Below are 26452 nucleotides of genomic sequence, written 5' to 3' on the forward strand. Positions count from 1 at the left end.
CCACGTGTATCCAGGAACCTTTGCCGCTCTCACACCCGGCAAGCCCGCTGTCGTCATGGCGGGAAGCGGGGAAACTCTCACCTATGCCGAGCTGGACCGGAACTCGGCCCGGCTCGCGCGGATGCTCCACGACTCCGGCTTACGTCAGGGCGACGTGATCGCGTTGCTGTCGGACAACACGCCGGCGTTCTTCGAGATCTACTGGGCCGCGCTGCGATCCGGTCTCTACGTGACAGCGATCAACCGGCACCTCGCGCCGGAAGAGGTCGCCTACATCGTCGCCGACAGTGGATCCAAGGTCCTGTTCGCGTCGGCGGGGGTGCATGAGCTCGCCGAGGCGCTCGTTCCGTTGACACCGGAGTTGGGGGCACGCTACGCGTTCGGCGGCACGATCGCCGGTCACGAGTCCTATGTAGACGCTCTCGCGGCCGCCTCCGCGGAGCCGCTGGCCGAGCAGCCGCTGGGCGGGCCCATGCTCTACTCCTCGGGCACGACCGGGCGGCCGAAAGGTGTCCGGGTCACGGTGCCGAAGGTGCAGGTGGATGATCCGGCCGCAGACGTGCTGGTGCCGTTTCTCAAGCATGTGATCGGCCTGGGCCAGGACGACGCCTATCTTGTTCCCGCTCCGCTGTACCACGCCGCGCCGTTGCGCTGGGCCGCCGGAGTGCACGCGCTGGGCGGCACCGTCGTGGTGATGGAAAAGTTCGATGCGGAGCGCACGCTGGAAACGATCGAGCGTTACCACGTCACGGCGACGCAGGTGGTGCCCACGATGTTCGTGCGGATGCTCAAGCTTCCCGCGGACGTGCGGCAGCGGTACGACCTGTCCAGCCTGCGGGTGGCGGTGCACGCGGCCGCGCCATGCCCGGTCGAGGTCAAGCGGGCGATGATGGACTGGTGGGGCGAGATCGTCCACGAGTACTACGGCGCCACCGAGGGGTACGGGCTGACGGTGGTCGGGCCGGAGGAGTGGAAGTCCAAACCCGGCACGGTCGGGCGTTCCGCGCTCGGTACCGTGCGCGTGTGCGCGGAGGACGGCGCGGAGCTGCCTCCGGGTGAGATCGGGCTCGTCTACTTCGAGCGTGAGGTACTGCCGTTCGAGTACCACAACGATCCCGAGCGGACCCGCGCCGCGCAGCACCCGCTCCATCCGAACTGGACCACGGTCGGCGACGTCGGCTATCTCGACAACGACGGCTACCTGTTCCTGACCGACCGCAAGTCCTTCATGATCGTCTCCGGGGGTGTGAACATCTACCCGCAGGAGGTCGAGAACGTCCTGACGCCGCATCCGAAAGTGTTCGACGTCGCCGTGATCGGCGTGCCCGACGCGGAGATGGGGGAACAGGTCAAGGCGGTCGTGCAGGCCGCGCCGGGTGTCGTGCCCGGTCCGGACCTGGAGCGCGAGCTGATCGACTACGTACGCGCCCGCATCGCGCACTACAAGGCTCCCCGCAGTGTCGATTTCATCACCGAACTGCCGCGCACTCCGACGGGGAAGCTGGTGAAGCACCAGCTCAGGGCCCGGTACGCGGCACCGGCGAACGTCTGAGCCCACCGGCCTACGTACGGAATTACGTATCTCTTCGGTTCGCCCTCGTCCGTGCGGGCAGCAGCCTCTTGTGTGACGGTTCCCACCAACTCCCCAGAGACGTGGAGGTCATGATGCCGCTGAGCTGTGCTGCCGAGATCGACCGCTATATCGGCGGAACCGTGCGATCGGCGTTTCGTGATCCGCAGGCAGGCCCGATGCTCGCGGGGCGCAGGATGCGGGTGCGGCTCGGGTTCGTCGAACCGGATTGCGTGCTCGACATCGACACGGAACGGCGTGAGGTGCACTTGGGTGGCGCCGGCGACGCCGAGCCGTCGGCCTTGGTCGCCATGAGCGCCGACACCGCCAACATGTGGTGTCAGGGACGGCTCGATCTGCGCTCGGCGATGGCGAACGGTGAGGTGGCCGCCGCCGGCCGGACCGAGGAGTTGCTGGAACTGCTCTCGGCCGCGTCGTGGTTGCCGCGGCTTTACGTCGGTGAGCTCAAGCGGGCCGGCAGGCAAGACCTGCTCGTGTTCTGACCAACGCCCGGGGCGGTATACCGACCCCGGGCGTTGTCCGTCTCACAAATCTAATATAGACTAAATTAAGTTTTCTACTTAGGACTGATCCGGAGGGCAAAGGTGCGGGCTCGGGAACCCGGTGGCCACGTCGTCGCCGTCGCCGGTACGGCGCGTGGTATCGGCCTGACGGTCGCCAAGGCGGCGGAGCCGTGCGCCTCCGGGCAGTACGCGATGACCCGCCACACGCCGGATGTCGGCTTCTCCTTGCGAGACAACGTGCACCGGTGGCTCGGCGGCCAGTCGCCCACGCCGGGTCCGGGGCGGGTGAGGCGCGAGATTCCGTTGCCGGAGAAGGGAAGCAGCATGTTCTTCTGGAGGGAGGGGAACGCCGGATGGTGACTTCCCAGCGGCACGAGGCGGCGCGGCAATCGTCGTGGCTCGACTCGGACGGACCGTACGACGGCGCGATGTCCAAGGCCGTCGGCTTCGTACCGGGGTTCCTGCGTAACGCGGTCGCGGAAGCAGGCGGCATGGCCGAGATGCTGATCCGCGTGCTGTGGAGCGCGATCCGGCACCCGCGCGGGTACTGGTCCGACGTGGTCGCGGAAATGCACTTCACGATCCGCCGCTCCTGGATCTCGATCACCGCGGCGCTCTGCGGATTCCTGCTAGCGTTGTCGGTCCCGTCCAGCCAGTTCCTGCAGCTTGCGGGCGCCGGCGAGCTCTACGGCCCGATGCTGCTGGTGCAGAGCACGCGGACGTTCACCGTGTGGGTCGCGGCGCTGCTGGTGGCCGGGGTGATCGGCGCCGCGGCGACCGCGGAGCTGGGTTCCCGTAAGGTCCGCGAGGAACTGGACGCGATGAAGGTGATGGGCATCGATCCGGTTCGCGCGCTCGCCGTTCCGCGGATCGTGTCCATCACGATCGTGACCACGCTGCTGGCGGTGCCCGCCGAGATCATCACCGTGCTCACCTCCCAGCTCGCGGGCTCCTACATCGGCGGGCTCAACGCGGCCGAGTTCTACAGCTTCGAGTGGACCAACCTGAGCCCGGTCGAACTGGTCGCGATGGTGATCAACACCCTGCTGGCCGGCCTGCTGATCGGTGCGGTCTGTTGCTACAAGGGCATGACCGCGGCGGGTGGTGCCATCGGGCTGGGGCGCGCGGTCAACCAGGCCGTCGTCATCTCCTTCGTCGCGCTCTTCGTGATGCAGCTGGGCTACAACGCGATCGTGCTCGGCTTCTTCCCGGGACTGGGGGCGTTCAAATGACCGCGATCGAGGAACGGGGCCAGCAGGCCGGTGCCAAGACACCGGCGCCGCAAACCAGCGCGGTGCGCGGCTCGATCGAGCACACCGGCCAGTTGCTGATGTTCTCGGCACGGGTGTTCCGCGACCTGCCCACCGCGGTACGGCTCTACCCGTCCGAAGTGTTCCGCCAGTCCGCGTACCTGATCCGGTCGAACGGGCTCGTGGTGCTGTTCATGCTGTTCATGCTCGGCGCGTTGCTGGGCATCACCGGCACGTTCCTGTTCGAGGGTGTCGGCCTGGAGAGTTACGTCGCGGCGATCAACGCGGTGCCACTGATGCGCGGTGTCATCGAGATCGTGTTCGGCTGGATTCTCGCCGCCAAGGCCGGGTGCGGAATCGTGGCCGAACTCGGTGCCATGCGAATCAGTGAAGAGATCGACGCCATGGAGGTCATGGGCATCCGGCCCATCCCCTACCTGGCGAGCACCAGGCTGGCGGCGAGTCTGATCGTGCTGCCGTTCTTGTTCATCACGGCGCTCGGTGTCCACTTCCTCGCCGCACGACTGTTCTTCGTGGATCTGCTGAGCACGGTCTCCGCGGGCGGATTCACGTACGTGTTGTTCCTGCTGCAGAGTTTCCGGGACTTCGCGAACGCGTTGATCTGGGGAACGCTGGTGGGAGTCATCGTCACGGTGGTCTCGTGCTTCTACGGCTACAACGCGCGCGGCGGCCCGGTCGGCGTCGGCCGCAACACCGCACAGGCCATGCTCGTGAACCTCGTGCTGATCAGCGTCACCGCGATGATCCTGGCGCAGCTTTTCTACGGTCACAACCTCGACGAAGCCTTCGGCACCTGAGGAGTCTCGGATGTATTCAGATGGTTCCAGCACGACCCACACCGGTGCTTCCGGTGTGCTCGAAGGGTCGCGACGAGGCGACTCGACCATCCAGGTCAACGATGTGCACAAGGCCTTCGGCGCCTCGAAGGTCCTCAATGGACTGACGGTCGAGTTCGCCGACGACGCGATCACCACTGTGCTCGGTCCCTCGGGTACCGGTAAGAGCGTGCTGCTCAAGCACATCGTGGGCCTGCTGGAGCCGGACGCCGGCGCGGTCCGGGTGTTCGGGCAGAACTTGTGGCGGGTCTCCGAGACCGAGCGGTTCGCGCTACGCAAGCGGTTCGGCGTGCTGTTCCAGGACGGCGCGTTGTTCGGTTCGATGAACCTCTACGACAACGTCGCGTTCCCGCTGCGCAAGCACACCGACAAGACCGAGGACGAAATCCGGGACATCGTCATGTCGCATCTGAAGGAGGTCGGCCTCGAACAGGCGCTGGACAAGGCACCCAACGAGATCTCCGGCGGGATGCGCAAGCGGGCCGGTTTCGCCAGGGCACTGGTGATGCGGCCGGACGTGGTGCTTTTCGACGAGCCGGATTCGGGTCTGGACCCCGTGCGCACGAAGCTGCTGTCCCAGTTGATCCTGGAAATGCATCGTGAGCACGGCGGCACCTACATCGTCATCACGCACGACATTCCCACCGCGCGCACGGTGAGTGACTACATCGGCGTGCTGTGGAAAGGCCGGATGGTGCACTACGGCACCGCCGACGAGACCTTCGGCTCCGAAGATCCGTTCGTGCGGCAGTTCCTGGCCGGCGACGCCGTCGGTCCGCTGGGGATGGACTGAGGCGATGCGGCGTTTGATCTGGGTGATGGTGGCGGTCGCCGTCGTGGCCGGCGTCGTCACAGTCCTGCTGCATCAGGACGACTACGAGCTGCATGTCGTGATGCCCACCGCGTCCGGCACGTTCGTGGGTGCTCGCACGACGATCGAGGGCCAACAGGTCGGTCAGGTCACGGCGATCGCGGTGCGCGGCGACAAGGCGGAGATCACGGTGACCGTGGACAGCGACCACGCGCCGATGCACGCGGGCACCTCGGCGCGGATCGACTGGAACTCCGTGCTGGGGGTGCGGACCGTCGAGTTGCTGCCCGGCCCGTCGAACAACCCGGAGCTGCCGTCGGGGCGGACGGTCTTCTCCGACACCCAGCGCGTCGAGCTCGACGACGTCCTCGCCGCGCTGGACGCGCCCACCCGGCAACATGTGCAGTCACTGGTCGGCCAGCTTCAGCAGACGTTGCAGGGACGCGAGAACGACCTGAACGGGACGCTGCGCACCGCGGGTCCCATGGTCGCCGCACTGGCCGACGTGCTGCGCGGGGTCGGACAGGACGGCCCCGCGATCCGCGGCCTGATCACGCAGCTGGACCAGCTCGTCGGCACGCTCGACAACCGGCACAACGAGCTCAGCGGCACGGTTACCGACCTGCATCAGCTCGTCTCCCAGCTGGCGAGCAGGGCGGGGCAGCTCCAGGCCGCGCTCGGCGAGCTGCCCTCCACCCTGCGGGCGGGCACCGACGCCTTCCAGCGGGTTCCCTCGGCGGTCGACGCGACGGTGCCGCTCCTGCGAGATCTGCGTCCGACGGCGGACCAATTGCCGGCGCTGGCGCAGAACCTCAGCCCGGTCCTGACCCGGCTCGGCCCGACCGTGGCCGCACTGCGCCCCACGCTGACCGCAGCTCAGTCCCTTTTGGACACCACGCCTGGGTTGCTGGATTCCGCGGACGCGACCGTGCCGGGGGTGACGCAGGCCGTGCAATCCCTCTCGCCCGCCGTGTCGTTCCTCCGGCCCTACACGCCCGAGGTCGTCGGGTTCGTCACGAACTGGACCTCGCTGTTTTCCAACATGAACGCCTCGGGGCACCTCGGACGGGCGCTGGTCACCGAATCGGCCAGCTCGGTCAACAACAATCCCGGCCTCGTGCCGCCCGGTATGCAGCAGGATCCGCGCCCGGCCCCGGGCTCGCTGGCAGGGCAGCCGTGGACCGACGCGAACGGAGACGGCATCCGATGAAGACCCGCGTACGTCGCCGCTCGGTCATCGCCGTCGCGCTGACCTGCACCGCACTCACGCTCGGCCTGACCGCCGCCAGCTCCGGAGGTTCGGGCCCGCAGGTGGTGGTGCTGATGAACGACGCCGGTCCACTCGAACCCGGTAACGAGGTCCGCGTGTCCGGCGTCAAGGTCGGCGCGATCGACGGCATCGCGCTGGAGGACGGGCACGCGAGGGTCACCCTCAGCGTGGACCAGGGCGTACTGCCGTTGCACCGCGACGCCTCGGTCACGGTCCGCCCGGTGAACCTCCTCGGCGAGGACTATGTCGATCTCAATCCCGGCTCACCGGACCAGCCCTTCGCACAGCAGGCGTCCATCCCGCTCGAACGCAGTCACTTCGCCGTGACGTTGCAGGACGTGCTGAACACCTTCCACGACCCGACAGCGTCCGCTCTCGCGGCGACCGTGACCACGCTCGGCGAGGGTGTCGACGGTGCCGGCCCGCAGGCCGCCGCCGCGATCAAGGCGCTCGCCCCGGCGATGACCGACGCGCAGCGGCTGGGGGACGTGCTCAGTGGGCAGAACCAGGTACTCGGTGACCTGCTCGGCAAGCTGGAACCGGTGAGCGGGGCACTGGCCGCGGACGACGGCCAGACCTTGGCCAAGCTCGTGCAGTCGACGACGCAGACCTTGTCGGCCGTCGCGGGCGAGCAGAACGCCCTCGACCGGACACTGACGGAACTGCCCAGCACCGTCGCCACGGCCCGGCAGACACTGGCCAACCTCGCGGGTGTCGCCGATTCCGCGATTCCCGCGCTGCGTGCCATCAAACCGGTTACGGGGAACCTCAGCCAGGTCACCGACGAGTTGCAGGCGTTCTCCGACGCCGCGGATCCCGCGCTTTCCGCGCTGCGTCCGGTGCTCGATCACGCCGAGGCGCTGCTCGGGCAGGCCGCTCCCGCGGTGGCCGCGCTGCGGCAGGCGGGCCCCGACCTGCGTGGCGTGGCCGCGTCCGCGAAACCGGTCGCCGCCCAGTTGCTGGACCAGCACCTGGGGGACCTGATGGACTTCGTCCGGAAGTGGGCGCTGAGCACCAACGGGCGCGACGGTCTGTCCCACTACTTCCGGGGCGTCGTCTACGTCACCCCGCAGACGTTGCAGGACCTGGCCCATTCCCTGCTTCCGGCCGTAGGGGGCGCGCCTGCCGCACCCGGGCCGCAGCAGGCGCCGAACCTGCCACTGCCACCCGGCGGGACCCAGCCACTGAACGGGTTGCTGGGCGGCGGGCACCCCGACCCCGGCAATGCCACGGGTCTCACCCCAGACCAGGAGCAGTCGATGCTCGGCCAATTGCTAGGGGGGCTGTGACATGCCCAAGCCCGTCCACCGCGACGTCGCCCGCCGGTTCCTGGTGGGAATCGCCGCCTGCGTGCTGGCAGGCGTCATAGGCCTCGTCGGCGCGATCGTGCAGACCGGCGGTGCGCTGCCGGGGAAGAGCTACACCTACGTCACCGCTGCCTTCGGCAACGTCGGCACGCTCAACTCCGGCAAGGATGTGAAGGAGAACGGCATCCGGACCGGAACCGTGTCCCAGATCGTGTACTCCGGCGGCCAGGCCATCGTGACGCTGCGGCTTGACGGCCCGCGCACGGTGTACCGCGACGCGCGCGCCAGTGTCGGCGACTCCTCCGCACTGGGCAAGAAATACATCGAGTTCGACCCTGGCACGCCGAGCGCGGGTCCCTTGGGTAACGCGCCGATCCCCTCGAGCCAGACCAAGGACTCCAGCTCGCTGGAGACCGTGCTGGACGCACTGGACCCGCAGACCCGGTCGGCGCTCGCGTCGAGCCTGCAGCAACTGGGCACCGGGCTCGCCGGGCACGGCGCCGACCTGAACGGTCTCGTGCGGGCCGCGCCGGGAATGCTCGACGACGTCTCGCAGGTCGCCGCCGCCGCGAGCAGCCCCGACGCGAATCTGCCGGGCCTGCTCAACAGCGCCGACAACCTGGTCGGCCGGTTTTCCGGGCGCGAACAGCAGCTCACCGCATTGGTGGGCCAGCTCGACACCACCTTGCGGGCCGTCGACGTCGACAACGGGGCACCGTTGCGCGACTCGCTGCAGAAGCTGCCGCAAACACTGGTGGACCTTCGTGGTGGGCTCGCCTCCCTGAACGCGCCCCTCAGCGACGTACGCGCCGCGCTCACCACGATCGAACCCGGCGCACAGTCGCTGGGGCAGGCGACGCCCGATCTTCGCGGCCTGCTCCGCGAGGGTGTCACGCCGCTGCGGAAGGTTCCCGGCGTCAGTAAGCAGGCGCTGCCCGCGGTCGACGACCTCACGCACACGCTGTCGGATGCCCGGCCGTTGGTGCCGCAGCTGGCACAGACGCTGCACAGTGCCGATCTCCTGCTGTTCGGTCTCGCGCCCTACGCACCCGACGCCGGTCGTTTCTTCAGCGAACACGATCTGCTGTCCGGTCAGCTGTCGCCCGATCAGCACTACTTCGCCGCCATGCTCGCCGCCCCCAGTCTGTACAGCGTCGCGGGCCTGCCGGATCCGCTGGTGAAACAGGAGCCGTATCCCGCGCCGGGTGGCGGCGCCTGGCACGACACACCGGGAGGCACCCGATGAGCCGGCTGCGTACCGTGTTCACCCGTCCCTTCCGCCTCGGCATAGCGGTGTTCGCCGCGTTCGTCCTGGTCCTCACGACGCTGGTGTTCAAGCCACAGCTGGAAAACCTCTTCTCGTCGGGGACGAAGATGCAGGCCGAGTTCGGCACGCAGTACAAGCTGCGCCCCTACGACTCGTCGGTCAAGATCGCGGGACTCGTGGTCGGCGACGTCACCGACGTCAGCGCGACCGATCACGGCACCGTGCTGGTCACGATGAAGCTGGACGACAAGGTACTCGACATCCTCGGCAGCAAGCCTTCGGCCAGCATCGAACCGCGGACCGTCCTCGGCGGGCGCTACACGGTCGATCTGCATCCCGGCGGTGAACCGGGCCGCTACGCCGGTGGTGCCATTCCGCTGGACCGCACCCGCATCCCGGTGGAGGCGGACCGCGTGCTCGAGGCCCTTCCCACCGACACCCTGCACTCCGTCCAGAAAGTCGTGGCCGATCTCGACCAGACACTGCGCCAGGGCGGGCAGCAGTCCCTCGGCGGGCTCGTGCACGACGCTCCCTCGGTGCTCGGGCCGGGGGCCGACGTGCTGCAGGCCGCGCGGGGCACCCGGCCGGGGACCGACCTGCCGCAGATCGTGCAGGGACTGTCTAATGTGGCCAACACGCTGACGGCCAAGGACGGCCAGCTGGATTCGATCGTCGTGTCGCTGAACAACACCGCCCGCACCCTGGCCGGGCAGAGCGGGCCACTCACCGACGCCGTGTCGTCGCTGCCCGGCACCTTGCGGGACACCCGGGCCGGACTGACCGGCCTGTCGGGCACGCTGGATCGGCTGACGTCCACGGCGCCCGCCCTGCATCCCACCGTCGATCAGCTCGGACCGCTCGTGCAAAAGCTCAATCCCGTGCTGCGGCAGGCGGTTCCGGTGCTGGATGACCTGCAGCCCCTTCTGCGGGACGCGCAGCCCGCGGTGCAAGAGCTCAACCCGGTGGCCCAGCAGGCCACCGATGTCCTGCAGACCGTTCGTGGTCCGGTGCTCGACCGGGTCAACGGCCCCGTCACGCACCTGCTGCTCAATACGTGGCACGGCACCGGTCCGTACGCCCAAAGCGGCGGGGGCAACCAGGCCGACCACAAGTTCTACGAGGAGCTGGCCTACATGGCCACCAACATCGACCGCGCCTCGATGACGCAGGACCAGCACGGCTCACTGCTGAGCTTCCAGGTCGGTGCGGGCACCGGGTCCGTCGCGGGCATCCCCTTCAACCTGGAGAACCTCATGGCGCAGATCACCCACGCGGCGGGAGGTGGTTCCCAGTGAACAAGATCCGCCTGACGTGGCAGCGGATGCGCAACGTGCCGGGCCTGCGCGCCGACCTGCTGCTGGTCGTCGCGCTGGTGGTGGTCGGCGTGATCGCGGGGGGTTACATCGTCTCGCGTTACGACGGCATCGCGCCGTGGGACCAGCGATACGAGTTCGCCGCGGACTTCGACATGGCCCCCGGCATCCAGCTGTCGAGCAAGCAGGAAGTGCGTATCGCGGGGGTGCCGGTCGGCAAGATCGTGGCCGCCGATCCCACGGCCGCCGGCAAGGCACGACTGACGCTGTCGCTGGAGCCGGGGCACCAGGTCTACAGCAACGCACAGGTCGTCGTTCGCTCGAAGACGCCGCTCAACGTCATGTACATCGAGCTGAACCCCGGCGGTCCACCGGGAACACCCTTGCCGCAGCACGGCGTCATCCCGGTCACGCAGACCCAGCGGGTGGTACAGCCCTACGAACTGCTGGACAATCTCGACGAGCGCACGCGTGACGCGCTGACCTCGCTCGTCGACGAGGGCGATGTCGCACTTGCCGCCGCCCCGCAACAGTTGCCGCAAGGGCTGAACGCGACCGATGCCGCGCTGGGCAGCCTGAAACCCGTCGTCGATCAGCTGCAGCAACGGCGCGACGCACTCCAGCGCCTCGTCACGGCGGTCGCGCGGATTTCGCAGGCGGCCGGTGGTGACAACCAGCAGCTCGCGACACTCGCTTCGTCGCTGCAGCAGACGCTGTCGGTGCTCTCGGCGCGCAACGGAGACCTTGGTACCACGCTCTCGCAACTGCCCGGCCTGACCGGCGATCTGCAGCACGCCGCGTCAAGCGTGTCCACGTTGACCGGTGAGTTGAACCCGACCCTGGACGCGGTCCACGACGCCGCGGGCAAGCTCCCGGGTGCACTGAACCGGCTCGGCTCCACTGTGGACTCCGCAGGTGGGCTGTTGCAGGCGGCGGGACCGGTGGTGCACGACGCTCGCCCGGTGGTCGCCGACCTGCGGCCGCTGGTCGGCGACGCGCACGCCGCCATGACAGATCTCGTGCCGACCGTGCATACGCTGCCCGGCGCCACCGCGCGGATCGTGCCCTGGCTTGACGACCTCGCCGCCTTCGTCTACCAGACGTCGTCGGCCTTCAGTCTCGCCGACGCCAACGGCGGCCTCGGCCGGGCGCAGGTCGTGCTCAAGGTCACCGATCCCACCGGGGACGGGCTCGTGCCCTCACTGACCAACGGAGGCCACCGATGACCGCCTTCCTGCGCCGCAGGGCGCCGCTGCTGACGGTTCTGGGCTTCGCCCTCGCCTGTGTGCTCGGGTTCGGGTGGCTGTGGAGCGAGACCGGGGCCGGTGTTCCCGGCGTGCCCGCCGGCGGCTATCGGCTGTCGTTCGCGACCTCCGACGTCAAGAACCTGCGCGAGGTCGGCGAGGTGCGCATCGCGGGCGTGACGGTGGGCCACGTGACCAAGACGGCCGTCGACAAGGGCCAGGCCAAGGTCGACCTGAGTCTCGACCAGGGGGTGCCGCTGCACGAAGGGGTCACGGTCCGGGTCGGCGTCAAGGCGCTGGTCGGATCGTCCTATGTGGACGTCGTCGACGGGCATGGGGCGCCGCTGCCGAGCGGGACGACGCTACCGGCGGCCTCGGTGAAGCAGGCGGTCGACGTGGATGAGCTCTACGACACGCTGGACCCCCGAACACGCCAGTCACTCAGCCAGGCGGTGCGTTCACTCGGCACCGCGACCGAGGGCACCGGAACCGACGTCGGCGAGCTCATGCAGGGGGCGGGCGTACTCGGCCAGCAGGGCAAGACCGTGCTCGACGCGCTGGCTGCCCAGTCCGATGACCTCAAGACGTTGAGCGGCAAGGCGACTTCCCTGCTCGATGCGCTGGACACCGGACGTGGGCAGATCGCGAGCGTGGTAGGCGACGCGCAGACGCTGACCAAGGCCACCTCGGGTGAGCAGCAGGCGGTGTCCGACACCATGCGTGCCCTGCCGGGAATGCTGGACGTCACGCGGACCGCGGGTGGCAAGCTCGGCGAGCTCTCGCCTTCGCTCGCGCCGATCGCGTCGGACCTCCGCCAGGCCGCGCCGTTCCTCGAACAGGCACTGCTCCAGCTGCCCCAGGTCACCGGCGATCTCCGTGGCCTGCTGCCCGATCTCAACGCCACACTGGACAAGGCGCCCGCCACCCTCGACCGGGTGCCCGCGTTCGGCGGTACGGTTCGTGCCCTCGTTCCGGGCGCGCGTGCGCTGCTGTCCGACCTCAACCCGATGCTCGGTTACCTCGAGCCCTACGGGCGCGACATCGGTGCGATGTTCGGCAACTTCGGCGCGACGATGGACACCGTCAACTCCGACGGGGTGCGTACCATCCGGCTCGGCACGATCTTCAGCCCGGCCAGCGTGCGGAACTTCCCGGTCAAACTCCCGCTGAACTCGTTGTACTGGACCAATCCGTACCCGCTTCCCGGGACCGTGGGCCGGCCCGCGCCGTTCAACGGGCAGTACCCGCACATACAGCACGAAGGGAACTGACGGCATGGCACGGCGTTTCGGTCTCCGGCTGTCGCGGCCGCGGCTGTCGCGGTCGATCCTGCCGTGGCCGCCGAACCGGCGGCACGGGATGGCCGCGATCGTGCTGGTGCTCGTCGCGTTGACCGGGCTCGGTCTGGCGCGCGCCAAGGTCGACACCGGTATCGCGTCCTTCCTGCCCGCTGCCGACCCGGCCTACCGGGCACTCGAGGACAAGGCGCGCTCCTTCGGCGGCGACCCCGTTGTGGTGCTGCTCGAATCGCGAACCCCGCAAGCGTTCTTCACCGACCAGGATCAGCTGTCCCGGCTGGTCGGTACCGAGGGCTCGCTGTCCAGGCTGCCGGACGTCGCTGCCGTCTACGGTCCGGGCACGGTGCTCAACCAGACCGCGGGCACGGCCCAGGACGTGCTGGCCCAGATCAGCGGCAGGCGGGACGCGTTGCGCACCGAGGCCGAGCAGAAGGCGCAGCAGCGCGGTGCCTCGCCCGCCGCCGTCAACGCCGCCGGTGACGCCGCGGTCGTCGATTTCGATCGCCGCTACGGCGCGCTGCTGGTGCGTGGCCTGCCGGCCGGTTTGCCCACCCTGCACAACCCGGGGTTCGTGCGGACCGTCTTGTTCGGTGACGATGGCAACCCCCGTCCGCAGTGGCAGTTCGTCGTGCCGAACTCCTCGACCGTCGCCGTGCTCGTGCGGCCGCGTGAAGGTCTCGATCAGAGTGCGACGGGGCGGCTCGTGGACAGTGTCAAGTCCACCGTGGACGAGTCTGGACTGGCCACGCGACGAGTGACGGTCACCGGAGTGCCCGCGATCACGGCGGCCTTGAGTGACCGAGCCCAGCAAGAACTGCCGCTGCTGGGGGGACTGTCGCTGGCGGCGGTCGCGCTGCTCTTCTTCGTCGTCCCGTGGACCCGGCGACGACGCAACCGGTTTCGTCCGCTGCTGTGCTCACTGGCGGGTGGTGCGGTGACGATCGCGGTCTTCGGCTGGATCGGACATCCCCTCTCGCTCGGTGTGGTCGCGTTTCTGCCGATCCTGCTCGGGATCGGCGGCGACTTCCCGTTCTACCTGTCACAGCCCGGCAAGCCGCGACGGATCCTTGTCGCCGCGGGCGCCGCTGTCGCCGGGTTCGGGGCGCTGGCTCTTTCCCCGCTGCCGTTCGTGCGTGAGCTGGGCTTCGCGCTGGCGCTCGGCGTCGCCGCGACCGTCGGCATCGCCGTCGTCGCGCGGCGGGTGTTCGGCGTGACCGGGCTGCCGGCACCCTCGGCGCCGGTGGCCGCGGCCCGTCCGGTCACGCGGAGCCGGCGTGCGCTGATCGCCGTCGTGGCGGCCGCGGGAGCGCTCGGCGGCCTGATCGCGTTGCCGCACATGGCGATTCAGGCGGAACCGGAGCAACTCGCCCGCGGCCTTCCGGAGCTGGCCGACGCCACCTACGCGGAGCGTGTGCTCGGCTCCGGCGGTGAGGTCGGCATCGTGCTGCACGGGCAGAACGTGCTCACCCCCGAGGTGTTGCGCTGGACCGATCAGGCGCAGAGCGAGATCGTGCGGGCACACGGCGACCAGATGCGGCCGGTGATCACGACCGCGAACCTCTTCCGTTTCCTCGGCGCGAATCCGACGCCGGAGCAGATCGAGGCGGCGATGACGCTCGTCCCTCGGTATCTCACGTCGGCCGTGGTCCGGTCGGACCGGTCGGAGTCGCTCATGCTGTTCGGCGTGGGGATCACCGACGTCGGTGAGCTGGGAAGGCTGCTGGCCGACGTCCGCGCCTCGCTGCCGCCGGCTCCACCGGGCGTACGGGCCGAGGTCGTCGGTCTCCCGGTCGCCGCGGTGCGCGGGCTGGATCTCGTCGACAGCAGCCGGTTGTGGCTCAACCTCGCCGGAGTCGCGGCGGCGCTGCTGATCATCGCGGTCGGACTACGCCGTCGTGGTGATGTCCTGCGCGCGGCGGCGACAGTGCTGCTGGCGACGGGCTGGGTGACGGGACTCGCCTGGCTCACGGTCGGCTCCCTCAGCCCGCTCACGGTGGCCGTCGCGACGCTGACCACGGTCACCGGATGCGAGTTCGCGGTCGTGCTGGCGCGCCTGCGCGATCGCCGGCCGGGCACGGTCCTGCGCCGCGTCGGTGTCGCGGCACTGGCCGCCACGGCCGGGTATCTCGTGCTGTGTCTTTCCGGGCTGGCCGTGCTCCGCGAATTCGGGTTCCTGCTCGCCGCCGGTGTGGCGGGCTCGTTCGGAGCCGCCTTGCTGGTCGCCTGGCTGACTTCGCGGACTCCCGCGCGGCCGGTCGCCGGGGCGGTGCCGGTCGAGAAGACGAAAGAGGAGGTGACGGTATGAAATCGTGGCTGCCATTGCTCGCCCCGCGCGGCCGGGCACGGTGGGCCGGATTGGTGGTGGGCCTGCTGGTCCTCGCCGGGGCGAGCACCCAGATCGGGATCGCGTGGGCGACCGCGCTGCCCGCCGGTGCCGTGCTGCGCTACGGCGGCACGACGATCAGCCAGGACCAGTTCCGGCACCGGATCGCGGTGCTGTCCGCGCTCTACGGCGTGGAACCACCCGCCGACGGTCCGGAGGCGGACCGGTTCAACCGTGACGCGGCGAAGTCCACCACGGTGAGTCTGGTGCTCGACCAGGCCGCCCGTGACAAGAACGTGGTCATCGCGGACAAGAACGCGCAGGACGTGCTGGACAAGCTGATCTCGCAGAACGTGACCGACGGGCGTGCCGCGTTCGACCAGTTCCTCGGTACGCATGGGGTCTCCGAAGCCGATGTCCTCGGTGAGATCAAGCGCCAGCTCGCGACCAACCGGCTGATGGAGATCGTGACCGCGAACGTCCCGAAGGTCACCGACGCCGACGTGCGAACCGCCTACGACACACACCGGTCGTCGATGATCTCGCCGGAGAAGCGGCACCTGCGCAACATCGTGGTGGGATCCGAGGCCGAGGCGAACGCGATGCTGGCGCAGCTTCGCGGCGGAGCGGACTTCGGGGCGCTGGCGAAGGCGTCCTCACTGGATCAGAGCACCAAGGACTCCGGCGGTGATCTGGGTACCTTGAGCGCCGATCAGATGGAGGACGCCTATTCGAAGGCGGCCTTCGCCGCACCGGCCGGCGGGTTGTTCGGCCCGGTGCAGACCCGCTACGGGTGGAACGTCGGGCAGGTCGTCGAAGTGCAGCAGGGGCAGCCACTGTCGTTCGACCAGGCCAAGGATCAGCTGAGGACCGATCTGCAGAACCAGCGGACGCTCGACGCGTGGCGCGCCTGGCTGGCTGATCAGCTGAAGGCGGCGAACGTCGAGTACGCCGACGCCTACCGCCCGGCCGATCCCGACGCGCCGCCTGCGGACGCGTCTCACTGACAACGGAGGGAGCTTGTGATGATCGTATTGGCGGCCTTGCTGGCCGGAGTTGGATGCCTGACCGTCGCTCTCGTTTCCGGAGTGCTGCTGTGGGCGTACATCGCGGTGGGCGCATCGGCGCTCGGACTCGCGGTGCTGGCGTGGGATCGGTGGCGGACGCGGCGCACTGTGCCGGCGGATGCCGGGCCCGGACCGGCAGCGGAGGACGACGAGGAGGCCACTGTGGAGGATGAGGAAGTCGCGGCCGAGGTCGGTGTCCGATGACCGGAGTGCTCCGGTCCGCTGAATCGGCGGACGTGGCCACCGGCCAGGGCCGTCCGCGGCGGGCCGTGGTGGTCTGGGCGGTCGTGGGTGTGCTGTGGTTGGTCGTCTGCGGCCGTGCCCTCGCCGGCTGGGTGACCTCGCCGGAATTCAGCCCGGCGCCGGTCCTCGGGCCCGACACGCTGCCCGGCCATTCCCTGGTCGCGCTGCGGGTGCTGGAGGTGCTCAGCGTCACGGTGCTGGCGATCTGCGCGTGGTTCCTGGTCGTCAAGCCGTGGCGGCGAGGGCGTCTCGGGCTCGACGCGTTTCTGATGCTCGGCGGTGTGTTCGGCTTCGTCGCCGACGCGTCGTTGAACCTGTACACGTACCTGTTCGCGTGGAACGCCCATTCGGTCAACCTCGGAGTGTGGGGGAGGTGGATGCCGTTCCACCATCCCGGTGCGGCGACCCGATACGCGGAGGCGTTGCTGTGGGGACTGCCGATGTACGTGTACTTCTGCGCGGGGCTCGGCTATGTCGGGGTGCGTGCCGCGGTGGCGTTGCGGCGCCGTTTCCCGCACGTGTCAACGGCGAGCCTGCTTGCCCTGCTGGGGGTGGGTGACTTCGTGTTCGACCTTGTCGTCGAGAACGTCATCATCCGGACCACCGACGCCTACGCGTTCGCCCGTACCCAGGGCGGGCTGACCCTGTGGGCCGGTTCGCAATACCAGTTCCCGCTGTACGAAAGCGTGGCGGTCGCTTTCGTCTCGCTCGCGTTCACCGCCGTTCGCCTGTCCGCTGTGGACGCCCCGGACGGCTTGTCGTTCATCGAGCGCGGCGCCGAACACCTGCCTCGCGTGCTCCGCCTGCCGGCCCGAGCCCTGGCGGGGGTCGGCTTCTGCGCGGTTGTGCTCGTCATGCTGTATCACCTGCCGTTCAATTGGCTCGGCATCACCGGAGACTCGATGGCGCACCTGCCGTCGTACATGCTGCCGGGGTGATGGAGCACCTCGACCGCGGGAAGGATCGAGATCACCCCGGGATCCGGTCGACAAGCGATGATCGACGGTCACAGCCCGACCCGGTGGCCCATCGCGGAGCGGCGGCGCCACCGGATTGGGCCAGTGTGTGCCGCGCTGCCACCCGGCGGTCGTGGGTGTTCGCGATCTTGTTGCCGGGCAAGCTTCGCCGGGAAGGCCGGGCGCTTGTGCGCAGGTCGGTCACCGACGCGCGCCGGGCGAGCGCGCCTCACCCCCGGGGCACGGGTGTTGCCGTCGGTGGTGTCGGCCGTTGCGGATGTGGTGATCTCGTTCCCGTGCCGAGGTCGCGGCGGAGGCGGTGGACGGCGAACGTCATCGCGACACCGCCGAGAACGGACAGCGCGGCGAGGCCGAACCATTGCCAGGCGTGGAACGCGGGGCCGAACCACCCCGCGCTGACCGCGAAGTAGCCCACCGCGGTCACGAGGTAGGCGATCCACATGCCGGGTGTCTGGCCGAGGGCCGATCCGCGCCGGAGCAGCAGACCCACGCCGAAGACCGGGTACGACACGATGGTCAGGCCGAACCCCAGCAGGTACAGATCGTCGGCGAAGATGTACTTCACACCCTCCCAGACGACCCCCGCGGTGAGCACGCCCGCGGCAAGGAGGCCGCCGACGGCCGCCCGGCTCCAGTCCGGGAACAGCTCCGCCCGCACGAGTCGTACGGCCTGGACGAGGAATGCGAGCTCGAACAGCACGGCCGGGATGAATGCCACCCACCACAACATCATGAACCAGTGTCCGTAGTGGTCGAACCACAGCTCGTACCTGGCGAGCAGTGACACGTCGTGGGCGAACCAGTAGAACGTGCAGATCAGGGGAATCGAATACACGCCGTCCCGGTTCGCGGCCCGGAAGGCGAGGAAGAACCAGACGTAGTTCGCGACCATGGCGGCGCCGGCGAGGACCAGGATGGGCAACGCGTTCGCGTCCACGACGCCGAACACCAGCTCGGGGTTGTACACGCCGAACTACTCTAAACGAAAATAGTCTAACTTCAACCATTGCTGGAACGACGCTCGACGTCGCGTCCAGTGGTGCTCACTCGATCGGGGGATAGTGCGCGCCGTGCGACCGTCGATGCGGTGGCCCGGATTGCCGTGATTTCCGGAAAGTCGCAGGTCATGGCGGCCTGTTCACGGGCTCGTACTGGATGTCCACAAGAGATCCAGTACCAAATACACGATGACTAGAATATTGACCCTCAGAGTAAATCTGGTCATACTCGTGCTGCTCCGACCCTGGTCGCGGATCCACAAGACCGTGACCGGCCGGCCGGGGCGTGAAGGCACGTCATCGTCAGCCTGTTGTCACAGGGCCGGACGGAGTCCGCAAGGGAGCGGAGATGGTGGATGTCAAACCCCGGGGGACCGGTGGCTCTGTGGGCGGCGGAACGAAGCTGGTCACGGCCGTGCCTTCGCGAGTGCGGGGACCGGTCGTCGAAGTGGGCGAGATGTTCCAGTTGCTCGGACGGGTCGTCTACAGTGCGATCCGGCACCCTCGCGGCTACTGGTCCGACACCCGCGACGAGATGTACTACCTGCTGCGTTACGGCGTCGTTCCGGCGTTCGCGACGGTCGGGATCTTCACCTTCGTGATCTCCTCCGTCGGCTACGGGCTTCTTCATCTTCTCGGCAGCGCGCAGCGGATGGCTCAGTTCACGTTGACGGTCGCGGTCCGGGAGAGCGCCCCGTTCATGACGGGCATGGTGGTCGCCGGCGTGATGGGAACGGCGGTGACGGCGGATCTGGGCGCACGCAAGATCCGCGAGGAACTCGATGCCATGCGGGTCCTCGGGCTCGATGCGATGCGCCTGCTCGTTCTGCCGCGCGCGATTTCGCTGACCCTGATGACAATGCTGCTCACCATCGTTTCGGTGGTCGCGAGTGTCCTGTGTGGAATTCTCGTCGGCTGCATCATCAATGACATCACGCTGAGCGTGTACATGGACAACCTGCTCCGCGACATGAGCGTGCCCGAACTCTGGGGCATGGCGCTGAAAACCGCGCTGATCGGCCTGCTGATCGCGGTGGTGCACAGTTACAAGGGACTCAATGTCGGTGGCGGGCCGGAAGGCGTGGGCCGTGCCGTCAATCAGGCGGTCGTCATCGCGTTCGTCGGCATGTTCATTCTGAATCTCGGGTTCAACGCCACGATTCAGGGGCTTTATCCCGAACTGCAGACAATGAGGTAAGGCGGAATGGTGAACAGTGGCAATGGAGCTACGGTGACCGCAGGGCGCGCGAGCGCGCCTCGTCGCCGCGACCGGCCGCGCCCGGTCAACCCGATGTCGTCGATGTTCGCGACAACCGGCGAAATGGCGAAGTTCAGCGGCCAGGCCTTTGTCGCGGCACCGAGCGCGTTCCGCCTCTATTTTTCCGAAGTGATCCGCCAGGCCGGCCTCATGGTCCTCTCCAGCAGCCTGATCCTGTGGACGTTCACCTTCGTGATCGGCCTCGAGGCGGCGCTTCTCGGCAGCTACATGCTGGAGGGCCTCGGCGCCGCCGACTACATCGGACTGTTCACGGCCGTGGCGGGGGTGCAGGCCGTGAGCGCACCGACGTTCGGCTGGATCTTCGCGGCGAAGGTGGGCTGCGGGTACGCGGCAGAACTCGGCACGATGAGGATCACTGAGGAAATCGACGCGCTGCACGTGATGGGGTTCCAGCCGCGCGTGTATCTCGTGGGCACCCGGCTGCTGGCGACCTGGCTGGTGGTGCCGTTCCTCTGGCTCGTGTCCACCGGGATGCTGATGGTCGGGTCCTGGCTCATGGCCCGGCCACTGCTGCAGACCGCCTCACCCGGTGGGTACAGCGACGTCTTCTGGTCGTTCCAGACGCCGTCCGGGCTGATCTACGCGTTGATCTGGGCGATGGTCACCTGCACGGCCATCGTGCTGGTCAGCTGCTACTTCGGCTACAACGCCTCCGGCGGGCCGGTCGGCGTCGGCCAGAACACGGCGAAATCGATGCTCGTGAACATGGTGCTGGTCAGCGTGTTCACCGGGATCTTCTACCAGCTTTTCTTCGGTGTCTCGGTCAAGGTGCCCATCGCGAACTGACAGGTGATTTTGTGACGACGCAGTATCTCCAGAACGCCGCGGGCGGGCACCCGTCCGCCGGAAACCCCGACAACCAGGCGACGGTCGAGGTCACCGATGTCCACAAGGCATTCGGTGATTTCCGGGTCATGAACGGCCTGTCGCTGAAGTTCGTACCCAACGCGATCACCACGGTGCTCGGCCCCTCGGGCACGGGTAAGAGCGTCCTGCTCAAGCACATCGTGGGGCTGCTGGAGCCGGACGAGGGCGAGGTGAAGGTCTTCGGGCAGGACATCTGGGCGATGAAGGAACACCAGCGAGCGGAGATGCGCAAGCGGTTCGGAGTGCTCTTCCAGGACGGTGCCCTGTTCGGCTCGATGAACGTCTACGACAACGTGGCGTTCCCGTTGCGCAAACACACCGAGCTCAGCGAAGAGGAGATTCGCGAGATCGTGATGGCCCGGCTTCGTGAGGTGGGGCTCGAAGCGTCCGTGGACAAGGCACCGGGCTCACTCTCGGGCGGCATGCGCAAGCGCGCCGGGTTCGCCAGGGCCCTGGTGATGCAGCCCGAGGTCGTGCTGTTCGACGAGCCCGACTCCGGCCTCGACCCGGTTCGCACCAGCCTGCTCAACGACCTGATCATGCAGGTGCATTCGGAGCACGGCGGCACGTATGTGCTCGTGACTCACGACATCAAGACCGCCCGCAAGGTCAGCGACTACGTCGGCTTGATCTGGAAGGGCAAGGTCGTGCACTACGGCCCCGCCGAGGAGGCTTTCGCCTCGCAGGACCCGTTCGTCCGGCAGTTCCTGGCAGGGGACTCGGCGGGACCGCTGGGAATGGACTGATATGACCCGAGCGCGACGATGGCTGACCGCGTCCTTGGTGACGATCTCGGTCGGCGCTGCCGGCTGTACGGCTCTGGCGAGCGACTCCACGAGCGACTACAGCGTCCGGCTGGTCATGTCGAACGCGGCCGAGCTGGCGGCCGGCTCACCCGTGTTGATCAACGGCCGTCAGGCGGGCGCGATTTCGGCGCTGGGCACGAAGGACGGCAAGGCCGTCGTCGATGTTCAGCTGTCCGGTTCGGACGCTCCCGTGCACAGCGGAACGACGGCCGTGGTGCGGTGGAAGGCGGTTCTGGGCGAGCGGTATGTCGAGCTCGTGCCCGGGCCGGTGCACAACGCCACGATCCCCTCCGGTGGGATGGTGCCGGTCTCGCAGGACCAGGTCGACGTCGACGAGGTGCTCTCGGCGCTCGATCCTCCGACGCGAGCCCATCTCACCTCCATGATCCAGCAACTGAACGCCACGCTGAAGGACAATCCGGGCAACGTCCAAGCGACGCTGCGGACGGCCGGGCCCGCGGTGGACGCGCTCGGTCAGGTACTCAAGGCCGTCGGTGAGGACAGCCACGCGATCAACAACCTGGTCACCGACCTGCGGGTCATGATGGAGCCGCTCGCGTCCCGGCAGGGACAGCTCCAGCAGGTCGTCGGCAACGTGACGAACCTGGCCACCCAGGTCGCGCCGCAACAGCAACGGCTGAGCGACGCGCTTGCCGCGTTGCCGCCGACCCTCGGGCAGGCGAAGTCCACATTGGACAAGGTGCCGGGCACGGTCGACAAGGCGGCACCGTTGCTGACCGATCTGCGTCCGGCCGCCTCACAGCTGGCCGCGGTGTCGAAGAACCTCAGCCCGTTCCTGGCCGATCTCCGGCCGACCGTGGCGGAGCTGAAGCCGACACTCGCGGCGGCGAGTGAGTTGCTGAAGAACACGCCCCAGCTCCTGGACAGCGCGCACGCCGTGGTTCCGGACATCAACTCGGTGGTGGACCGGCTCAACCCCGCGGTTGACTTCCTGCGCCCGTACACGCCCGACCTCGCCGGCTGGCTCGCGAACTGGGGCAGCGCGTTCGCCTATTACGACAGCCAGGGCCACTACGCCGGGGCGGTCATCCGTGCCGGCGTCTCGAGTTTCGACGAGAATCCAGGGCTTCCGCTCACGCTGAACGTCAATCCGGCGCCCGCCCCGGGCACCGCGTCGGGACAGCCCTGGACAGACGCACAGGGGAGCGGGATGCGATGAGGTGGAAGATCGTCGTGGGCCTGGTGGCCCTGGTCGCGCTCGCGGGAGCCGCGACCGTCGCGCTCGTGCGCACTGACGAGGTCAAGCCGACGGTGACCGCGATTTTCACCGACGCGAGCCCCCTGGTCGCGGGCAACCTCGTGAAGGCGGACGGTGTCACGGTCGGACAGATCAGTTCGATCACGCTGGCCGATCGGCACGCCGTGGTGCACATGGAACTGGACAAGTCCGTCCTTCCGTTGCACGACGACGCCAGCGTGCAGATCCGCGCCGTGAGCCTGCTCGGCGAGCGCTACATCCAGCTGAACCCGGGGTCGGCGGACCGGCCCGCGATGTCCTTCCCCGCAACGATTCCCGCGAACCGCGCGACCCGCTCGGTCGGACTGGACGACGTGCTCGACATGGTCAACGACCCGACCGCGACCGCACTCGCGGCGCTCGTGACCACGCTCGGGGAAGGGACCTCCGGGCAGGGACACAACATCGACGCCGCGCTGAAGGCGCTCGCACCCGCGATGACGGACACGAGCCGGCTCGGGAAGATCCTCGGCCAGCAGAACCAGGTGCTCGATTCGCTCATCGACAACGTCACCCCGGTGGCTCAGGCCGTCGCCGGCGACCACGGCAAACAGCTGGACAGCCTCGTCGGCGCGGCCAACACGAGCCTGTCGGCGGTGGCCGCGCAGAACGGGCAGTTCGACGCCGCGTTGCGTCAGCTGCCGGGCACCCTGCAGAAGGCCAGGCGCACCCTCTCCGAAGTCGCCGGGGTCAGTGATCAAACGGCGTCCACGCTCAGCGACGTCCGGCCGCTGACCGACAACCTGCCGGCGGTGACGCAGGAGCTGAGCGCGTTCGTGAACAGCGCGAATCCCGCGCTGGCGTCGCTGCCCCCGGTCCTCGACCGCGCTCAGGGGCTGCTCGACCAGGCCGCTCCGCTGGTGCGGGACCTGCGTCCCGGCGTCGGGGCGCTGAACAGCGTCAGTGCCTCCGGCGATCGCCTGGTCGCCGACCTGGCGCCGCGGCTCACCACGATCTTGGACTTCATGAAGAACTGGGCGCTGAGCACGAACGGGATGGACGGGCTCGGCAACTACTTCCGGGGAGTCGTGGCCGACACCCCGCAAGATCTGTTGCAGGCGCCCGGGTTCTCACTCGGCGCGGCGCAGTCACCGCCGCCGGACACGGCGCCTGCCGCGCCTCCGGCAGGACTACCCGTAGGGCCCACGACACCCGCTCCCGCCACCACGCCCGCGCCCGCGGCGGGCAACGGAAGCGCGACGGGACTGAACCAGACGCAGGAGCAGTCCTTGCTGCAGCAGTTGTTAGGAGGCCGGTGATGGCACGGGCATCCCGCAAGATGGCGGTGTCGTTCCTCGTCGGGGTAGTGGTACTGGGCGCGGCCGGGTTCATCGCGTTCGTCGCCGGCACGGCCGCCTCGGGGCTGCCGTGGGCCGCGACCACCGAGGTGAGCGCGCAGTTCGACAACGTCGGAACACTCAAGCCGGGCAGCGAGGTGCGCGAGAACAGCGTGCGCGTCGGCAAGGTGAAGTCGATCGAGTACGCCGACGGCCACGCGCTGGTCACGCTGAGCCTGGACGGTCACGTGCCGGTCTACGCCGACGCCAGAGCGGCCGTGTCGGACCAGTCGGCGCTGGCGAAGAAGTTCGTCGAGCTCGACCGCGGGCACCCGCAGGCGGGCAGCCTGGGCAACCGCGAGATCGACCTGCAGCACAACCTCGGTGCCACCGACCTGGACAATGTGCTCAACGTGTTCGACCCGCAGACCAGGGACAAGCTCTCGTCCGCGCTGCGGGAGCTCGGCAACGGCGTGGCGGGGCAGAGTCAGAACCTCCATGACGTTCTCGAGAAGGCGCCGCCCATCCTGAACGACGTCGGCGCGATCACGAACGCGCTCGCCTCGCCGCAAGCCGATCTGCCGCGGCTGTTGAACAGTGTGAACGACATCGCCGGCGCGTTTTCCGGGCATCAACAGGAACTGGCCGCCCTTGTCGGGGAGACCGCGAACACGTTCGACGCCGTCGGCGTCGACAACGGCCGGCCCCTGCAGGACGCGCTCAAAGGACTGCCGGACACCCTGCGCGACGCGGATGCCGCCATGGACGCGTTGAACGTCCCGCTCGCCGACACCCAGCAGGCGATGACGGATCTCGGTCCCGGCGCGGTATCGCTCGGGAGGTCGACGGCCGACCTTCGTGGCGTGCTGCGCGAAGCCATCCCGCCGTTGGGCAAGGTGCCAGGTGTCGCCGGGCAGGCGGCGCCCGCCGTGGACGACCTGACCGCCACCGTCGCCGACGCGCGACCGCTGGCGCCGCGATTGTCGGAGGGGCTGGACGATCTCGCGACGCCGTTGTCGGTACTCGCGCCCTACAGCCTCGACATCGTCCGCTTCTTCGGCCGGGCCAACAGCATGGTCTCCACATCGACGGCACCGGGGCGCCACGTGGCTCGTCTCGGGCTGTCGATTCCGGGGCTCTCGGTCGTGGCCGGCGGTCTGCTGCCCGACCCGATGTCGCACCGGATTCCCTATCCGGCGCCGGGGCAGGCCGACAGCTACCGCGCCGGTCTACTGCCTGGAGGATCGAAGTGAGCAGGCTGCGAAGGTCACCCGTGCTCCTCGGCATCACCGTTCTGGTGGCCGTGGTGGCGGCGCTGGTCGTGGTGTACCAGAAGGACGCGATCAGGATCGCGTTCAGCTCGGGACAGCAGATCCAGGCCGAGTTCGCGAAGGAGTACAAACTCGACGCCGACAAGAGCGACGTCAAGATCGCCGGCGTGATCGTGGGCAAGGTCTCGGGAATCGAGGAAACCGCCGACGGTCATTCCCTGGTGTCCATGAAACTCGACGACGGAGTGGTGGACCGCCTTGGCAGCACACCGTCCGCCACCATCAGGGCGACGACCCTGCTCGGCGGCAATTACTACGTCGATCTGGCGCCCGCCGGCGACGGCAAGAAGTTCCCCGGAGGCGCCATACCGGTCGAACGCACCCATCTCCCGGTGGAGCTCGACCAGGTCCTGCAAGCCGTACCCGAGCCGGCGCAGAAAGGACTGCAGTCGATGACCCGGCAGCTCGACGCGACGCTGGCACATGGGGGCACGCAGTCGATCCAGACACTGGTCGCCGAGGCGCCAGGGACGCTGGGGCCCGGGGCCGACGTGCTGAACGCCCTGCAGGGAACCCAGCCCGGCACGGACCTGTCCGGCCTGGTGACCAACCTGGACGGGTTGGCCGCGGTGATGACCAGGCGAGACGGTCAGCTGGGGTCCATTGTGGACAACCTGGCGACGACGACCGCCGCGTTGTCGGCCGGAAGCAAGCCGCTGGCGCGGACACTCGACGGACTGCCGGGGACGCTCGCGTCCACCCGTGCCGGGCTGCAGTCGCTGGACGGCACGTTCGACCGGCTCGACCAGACAGCGGACAAGGCGCGGCCCGCCGTCCGCGAGCTCTCCCCGTTGCTCACCAAGACCGACGCCGCCATCCGGCAAACGGCTCCGCTGGTGAGCGAGTTGCGGCCGCTGCTCGGGCAACTGCGCCCGGTCGTCCAGCAGCTGGTACCGACGGCCCAGAACGGCACGGCCACGCTGGACAACCTTGGCGGCCCGGTGATGGACCGGGTCAGCGGCCCCATCATGCACACGGTGCTCTCGCCGTGGCATGGCACCGGTGACTACCAGGGCAACGGTAACGATCACCTGCTCTACCAGGAGGTCGGTTATCTGGCCGCGCGCGCCGCGAACCTGTCGCAGTACGGCGACAAGAACGGCCCGCTCCTCGCGCTCGCGCTGGGCGCCGGGGCGTCCTCGGTCGGCGGCACGGACCTGTCGGTGTACCAGTACCTGCAGAGCATCGGGACCTTGCCGGAAGGCACGGCCCCCGCTCCCGCACCCGCGGCCGGTCCCGCGTCGCCGGCGCTGCCACCGCTTCCCCTTGGCTCAGGTGGTCTCACGTCGTTGCTGAGCGGATCCGGCCGGTAGGA

General features: G+C 68.6%; 24 protein-coding genes. 23 read left to right on the forward strand and 1 reads right to left on the reverse strand.

Annotation, left to right across the window (positions count from 1 at the left end; genetic code table 11):
* Positions 1-4 precede the first annotated feature (4 nt).
* From HFP15_RS15140 to HFP15_RS15215, 16 genes are all read left to right on the forward strand, one after another.
* Positions 5-1552 (forward strand): acyl-CoA synthetase, encoded by a 1548-nt coding sequence (locus tag HFP15_RS15140; protein WP_168515879.1) that lies wholly within the window; start codon positions 5-7, stop codon positions 1550-1552.
* A gap of 110 nt (positions 1553-1662) precedes the next feature.
* Positions 1663-2073, forward strand: a complete 411-nt coding sequence (locus HFP15_RS15145; protein ID WP_168515881.1) for a sterol carrier protein — start codon at positions 1663-1665, stop codon at positions 2071-2073.
* Positions 2074-2175: 102 nt separating this feature from the next.
* Positions 2176-2454 carry a hypothetical protein gene (locus HFP15_RS15150; RefSeq protein ID WP_168515883.1) on the forward strand — a complete coding sequence of 93 codons (279 nt, stop codon included), beginning with the start codon at positions 2176-2178 and terminating at the stop codon, positions 2452-2454.
* On the forward strand, positions 2448-3326 hold the full coding sequence (locus HFP15_RS15155; protein WP_168515885.1) for an MlaE family ABC transporter permease: 879 nt from the start codon (positions 2448-2450) through the stop codon (positions 3324-3326). The genes HFP15_RS15150 and HFP15_RS15155 overlap by 7 nt, the downstream gene beginning before the upstream one ends.
* The gene (locus HFP15_RS15160; protein WP_210717275.1) at positions 3323-4162 is read left to right on the forward strand and encodes an MlaE family ABC transporter permease; all 840 of its coding nucleotides are present in this window, start codon (positions 3323-3325) and stop codon (positions 4160-4162) included. Before HFP15_RS15155 ends, HFP15_RS15160 begins: the two co-directional genes overlap by 4 nt.
* A gap of 10 nt (positions 4163-4172) precedes the next feature.
* The gene (locus tag HFP15_RS15165) at positions 4173-4994 is read left to right on the forward strand and encodes an ABC transporter ATP-binding protein (protein ID WP_168515887.1); all 822 of its coding nucleotides are present in this window, start codon (positions 4173-4175) and stop codon (positions 4992-4994) included.
* Between the two features lie 4 nt (positions 4995-4998).
* Complete coding sequence (locus tag HFP15_RS15170) at positions 4999-6222, forward strand: MlaD family protein (RefSeq protein WP_168515890.1); 1224 nt, start codon at positions 4999-5001, stop codon at positions 6220-6222.
* Positions 6219-7571 (forward strand): MlaD family protein, encoded by a 1353-nt coding sequence (locus HFP15_RS15175; protein WP_168515892.1) that lies wholly within the window; start codon positions 6219-6221, stop codon positions 7569-7571. The genes HFP15_RS15170 and HFP15_RS15175 overlap by 4 nt, the downstream gene beginning before the upstream one ends.
* Before the next feature lies 1 nt (position 7572).
* The gene (locus HFP15_RS15180) at positions 7573-8835 is read left to right on the forward strand and encodes an MlaD family protein (protein WP_168515894.1); all 1263 of its coding nucleotides are present in this window, start codon (positions 7573-7575) and stop codon (positions 8833-8835) included.
* A complete protein-coding gene (locus HFP15_RS15185; protein WP_168515896.1) occupies positions 8832-10151 on the forward strand; it encodes an MlaD family protein in 1320 nt (439 codons plus the stop codon). The genes HFP15_RS15180 and HFP15_RS15185 overlap by 4 nt, the downstream gene beginning before the upstream one ends.
* Positions 10148-11395 (forward strand): MlaD family protein, encoded by a 1248-nt coding sequence (locus HFP15_RS15190; protein ID WP_312871602.1) that lies wholly within the window; start codon positions 10148-10150, stop codon positions 11393-11395. Before HFP15_RS15185 ends, HFP15_RS15190 begins: the two co-directional genes overlap by 4 nt.
* On the forward strand, positions 11392-12684 hold the full coding sequence (locus HFP15_RS15195; RefSeq protein WP_168515898.1) for an MlaD family protein: 1293 nt from the start codon (positions 11392-11394) through the stop codon (positions 12682-12684). Before HFP15_RS15190 ends, HFP15_RS15195 begins: the two co-directional genes overlap by 4 nt.
* 4 nt (positions 12685-12688) lie before the next feature.
* Positions 12689-15016 (forward strand): RND transporter family protein, encoded by a 2328-nt coding sequence (locus tag HFP15_RS15200; RefSeq protein WP_246271699.1) that lies wholly within the window; start codon positions 12689-12691, stop codon positions 15014-15016.
* Entirely contained in the window at positions 15013-16041 is a 1029-nt protein-coding gene (locus HFP15_RS15205) for a peptidylprolyl isomerase (RefSeq protein WP_168515900.1), read from the forward strand. Before HFP15_RS15200 ends, HFP15_RS15205 begins: the two co-directional genes overlap by 4 nt.
* A gap of 18 nt (positions 16042-16059) precedes the next feature.
* Positions 16060-16305, forward strand: a complete 246-nt coding sequence (locus HFP15_RS15210; protein WP_168515902.1) for a hypothetical protein — start codon at positions 16060-16062, stop codon at positions 16303-16305.
* Entirely contained in the window at positions 16302-17282 is a 981-nt protein-coding gene (locus tag HFP15_RS15215; RefSeq protein WP_168515904.1) for a spirocyclase AveC family protein, read from the forward strand. Before HFP15_RS15210 ends, HFP15_RS15215 begins: the two co-directional genes overlap by 4 nt.
* 247 nt (positions 17283-17529) lie before the next feature.
* On the opposite strand, the gene HFP15_RS15220 is transcribed toward HFP15_RS15215, so the two are convergent.
* On the reverse strand, positions 17530-18288 hold the full coding sequence (locus HFP15_RS15220; RefSeq protein WP_168515906.1) for a hypothetical protein: 759 nt from the start codon (positions 18286-18288) through the stop codon (positions 17530-17532).
* A 380-nt stretch (positions 18289-18668) separates the two neighbouring features.
* Between HFP15_RS15220 and HFP15_RS15225 the strand changes: the two genes are divergently transcribed.
* Genes HFP15_RS15225 through HFP15_RS15255 form a run of 7 tightly spaced genes read left to right on the forward strand, consistent with a single transcriptional unit; the run spans position 18669 to position 26450 of the window.
* A complete protein-coding gene (locus HFP15_RS15225; protein ID WP_168515908.1) occupies positions 18669-19517 on the forward strand; it encodes an MlaE family ABC transporter permease in 849 nt (282 codons plus the stop codon).
* Positions 19518-19550: 33 nt separating this feature from the next.
* Positions 19551-20384, forward strand: a complete 834-nt coding sequence (locus tag HFP15_RS15230) for an ABC transporter permease (RefSeq protein ID WP_168515910.1) — start codon at positions 19551-19553, stop codon at positions 20382-20384.
* 11 nt (positions 20385-20395) lie between these two features.
* Positions 20396-21211 carry an ABC transporter ATP-binding protein gene (locus HFP15_RS15235; protein WP_312871603.1) on the forward strand — a complete coding sequence of 272 codons (816 nt, stop codon included), beginning with the start codon at positions 20396-20398 and terminating at the stop codon, positions 21209-21211.
* 1 nt (position 21212) lies between these two features.
* Positions 21213-22451 carry an MlaD family protein gene (locus tag HFP15_RS43485; RefSeq protein WP_168515912.1) on the forward strand — a complete coding sequence of 413 codons (1239 nt, stop codon included), beginning with the start codon at positions 21213-21215 and terminating at the stop codon, positions 22449-22451.
* Positions 22448-23788 (forward strand): MlaD family protein, encoded by a 1341-nt coding sequence (locus tag HFP15_RS15245; protein ID WP_168515914.1) that lies wholly within the window; start codon positions 22448-22450, stop codon positions 23786-23788. Before HFP15_RS43485 ends, HFP15_RS15245 begins: the two co-directional genes overlap by 4 nt.
* Positions 23788-25059, forward strand: a complete 1272-nt coding sequence (locus HFP15_RS15250) for an MlaD family protein (RefSeq protein ID WP_168515916.1) — start codon at positions 23788-23790, stop codon at positions 25057-25059. Before HFP15_RS15245 ends, HFP15_RS15250 begins: the two co-directional genes overlap by 1 nt.
* Positions 25056-26450, forward strand: coding sequence for an MlaD family protein (locus HFP15_RS15255; RefSeq protein ID WP_168515918.1), 1395 nt, complete (start codon positions 25056-25058; stop codon positions 26448-26450). The genes HFP15_RS15250 and HFP15_RS15255 overlap by 4 nt, the downstream gene beginning before the upstream one ends.
* Positions 26451-26452: the final 2 nt, after the last annotated feature.

This window comes from Amycolatopsis acididurans (genome assembly GCF_012328925.1).
GTDB classification, from domain to species: domain Bacteria; phylum Actinomycetota; class Actinomycetes; order Mycobacteriales; family Pseudonocardiaceae; genus Amycolatopsis_E; species Amycolatopsis_E acididurans.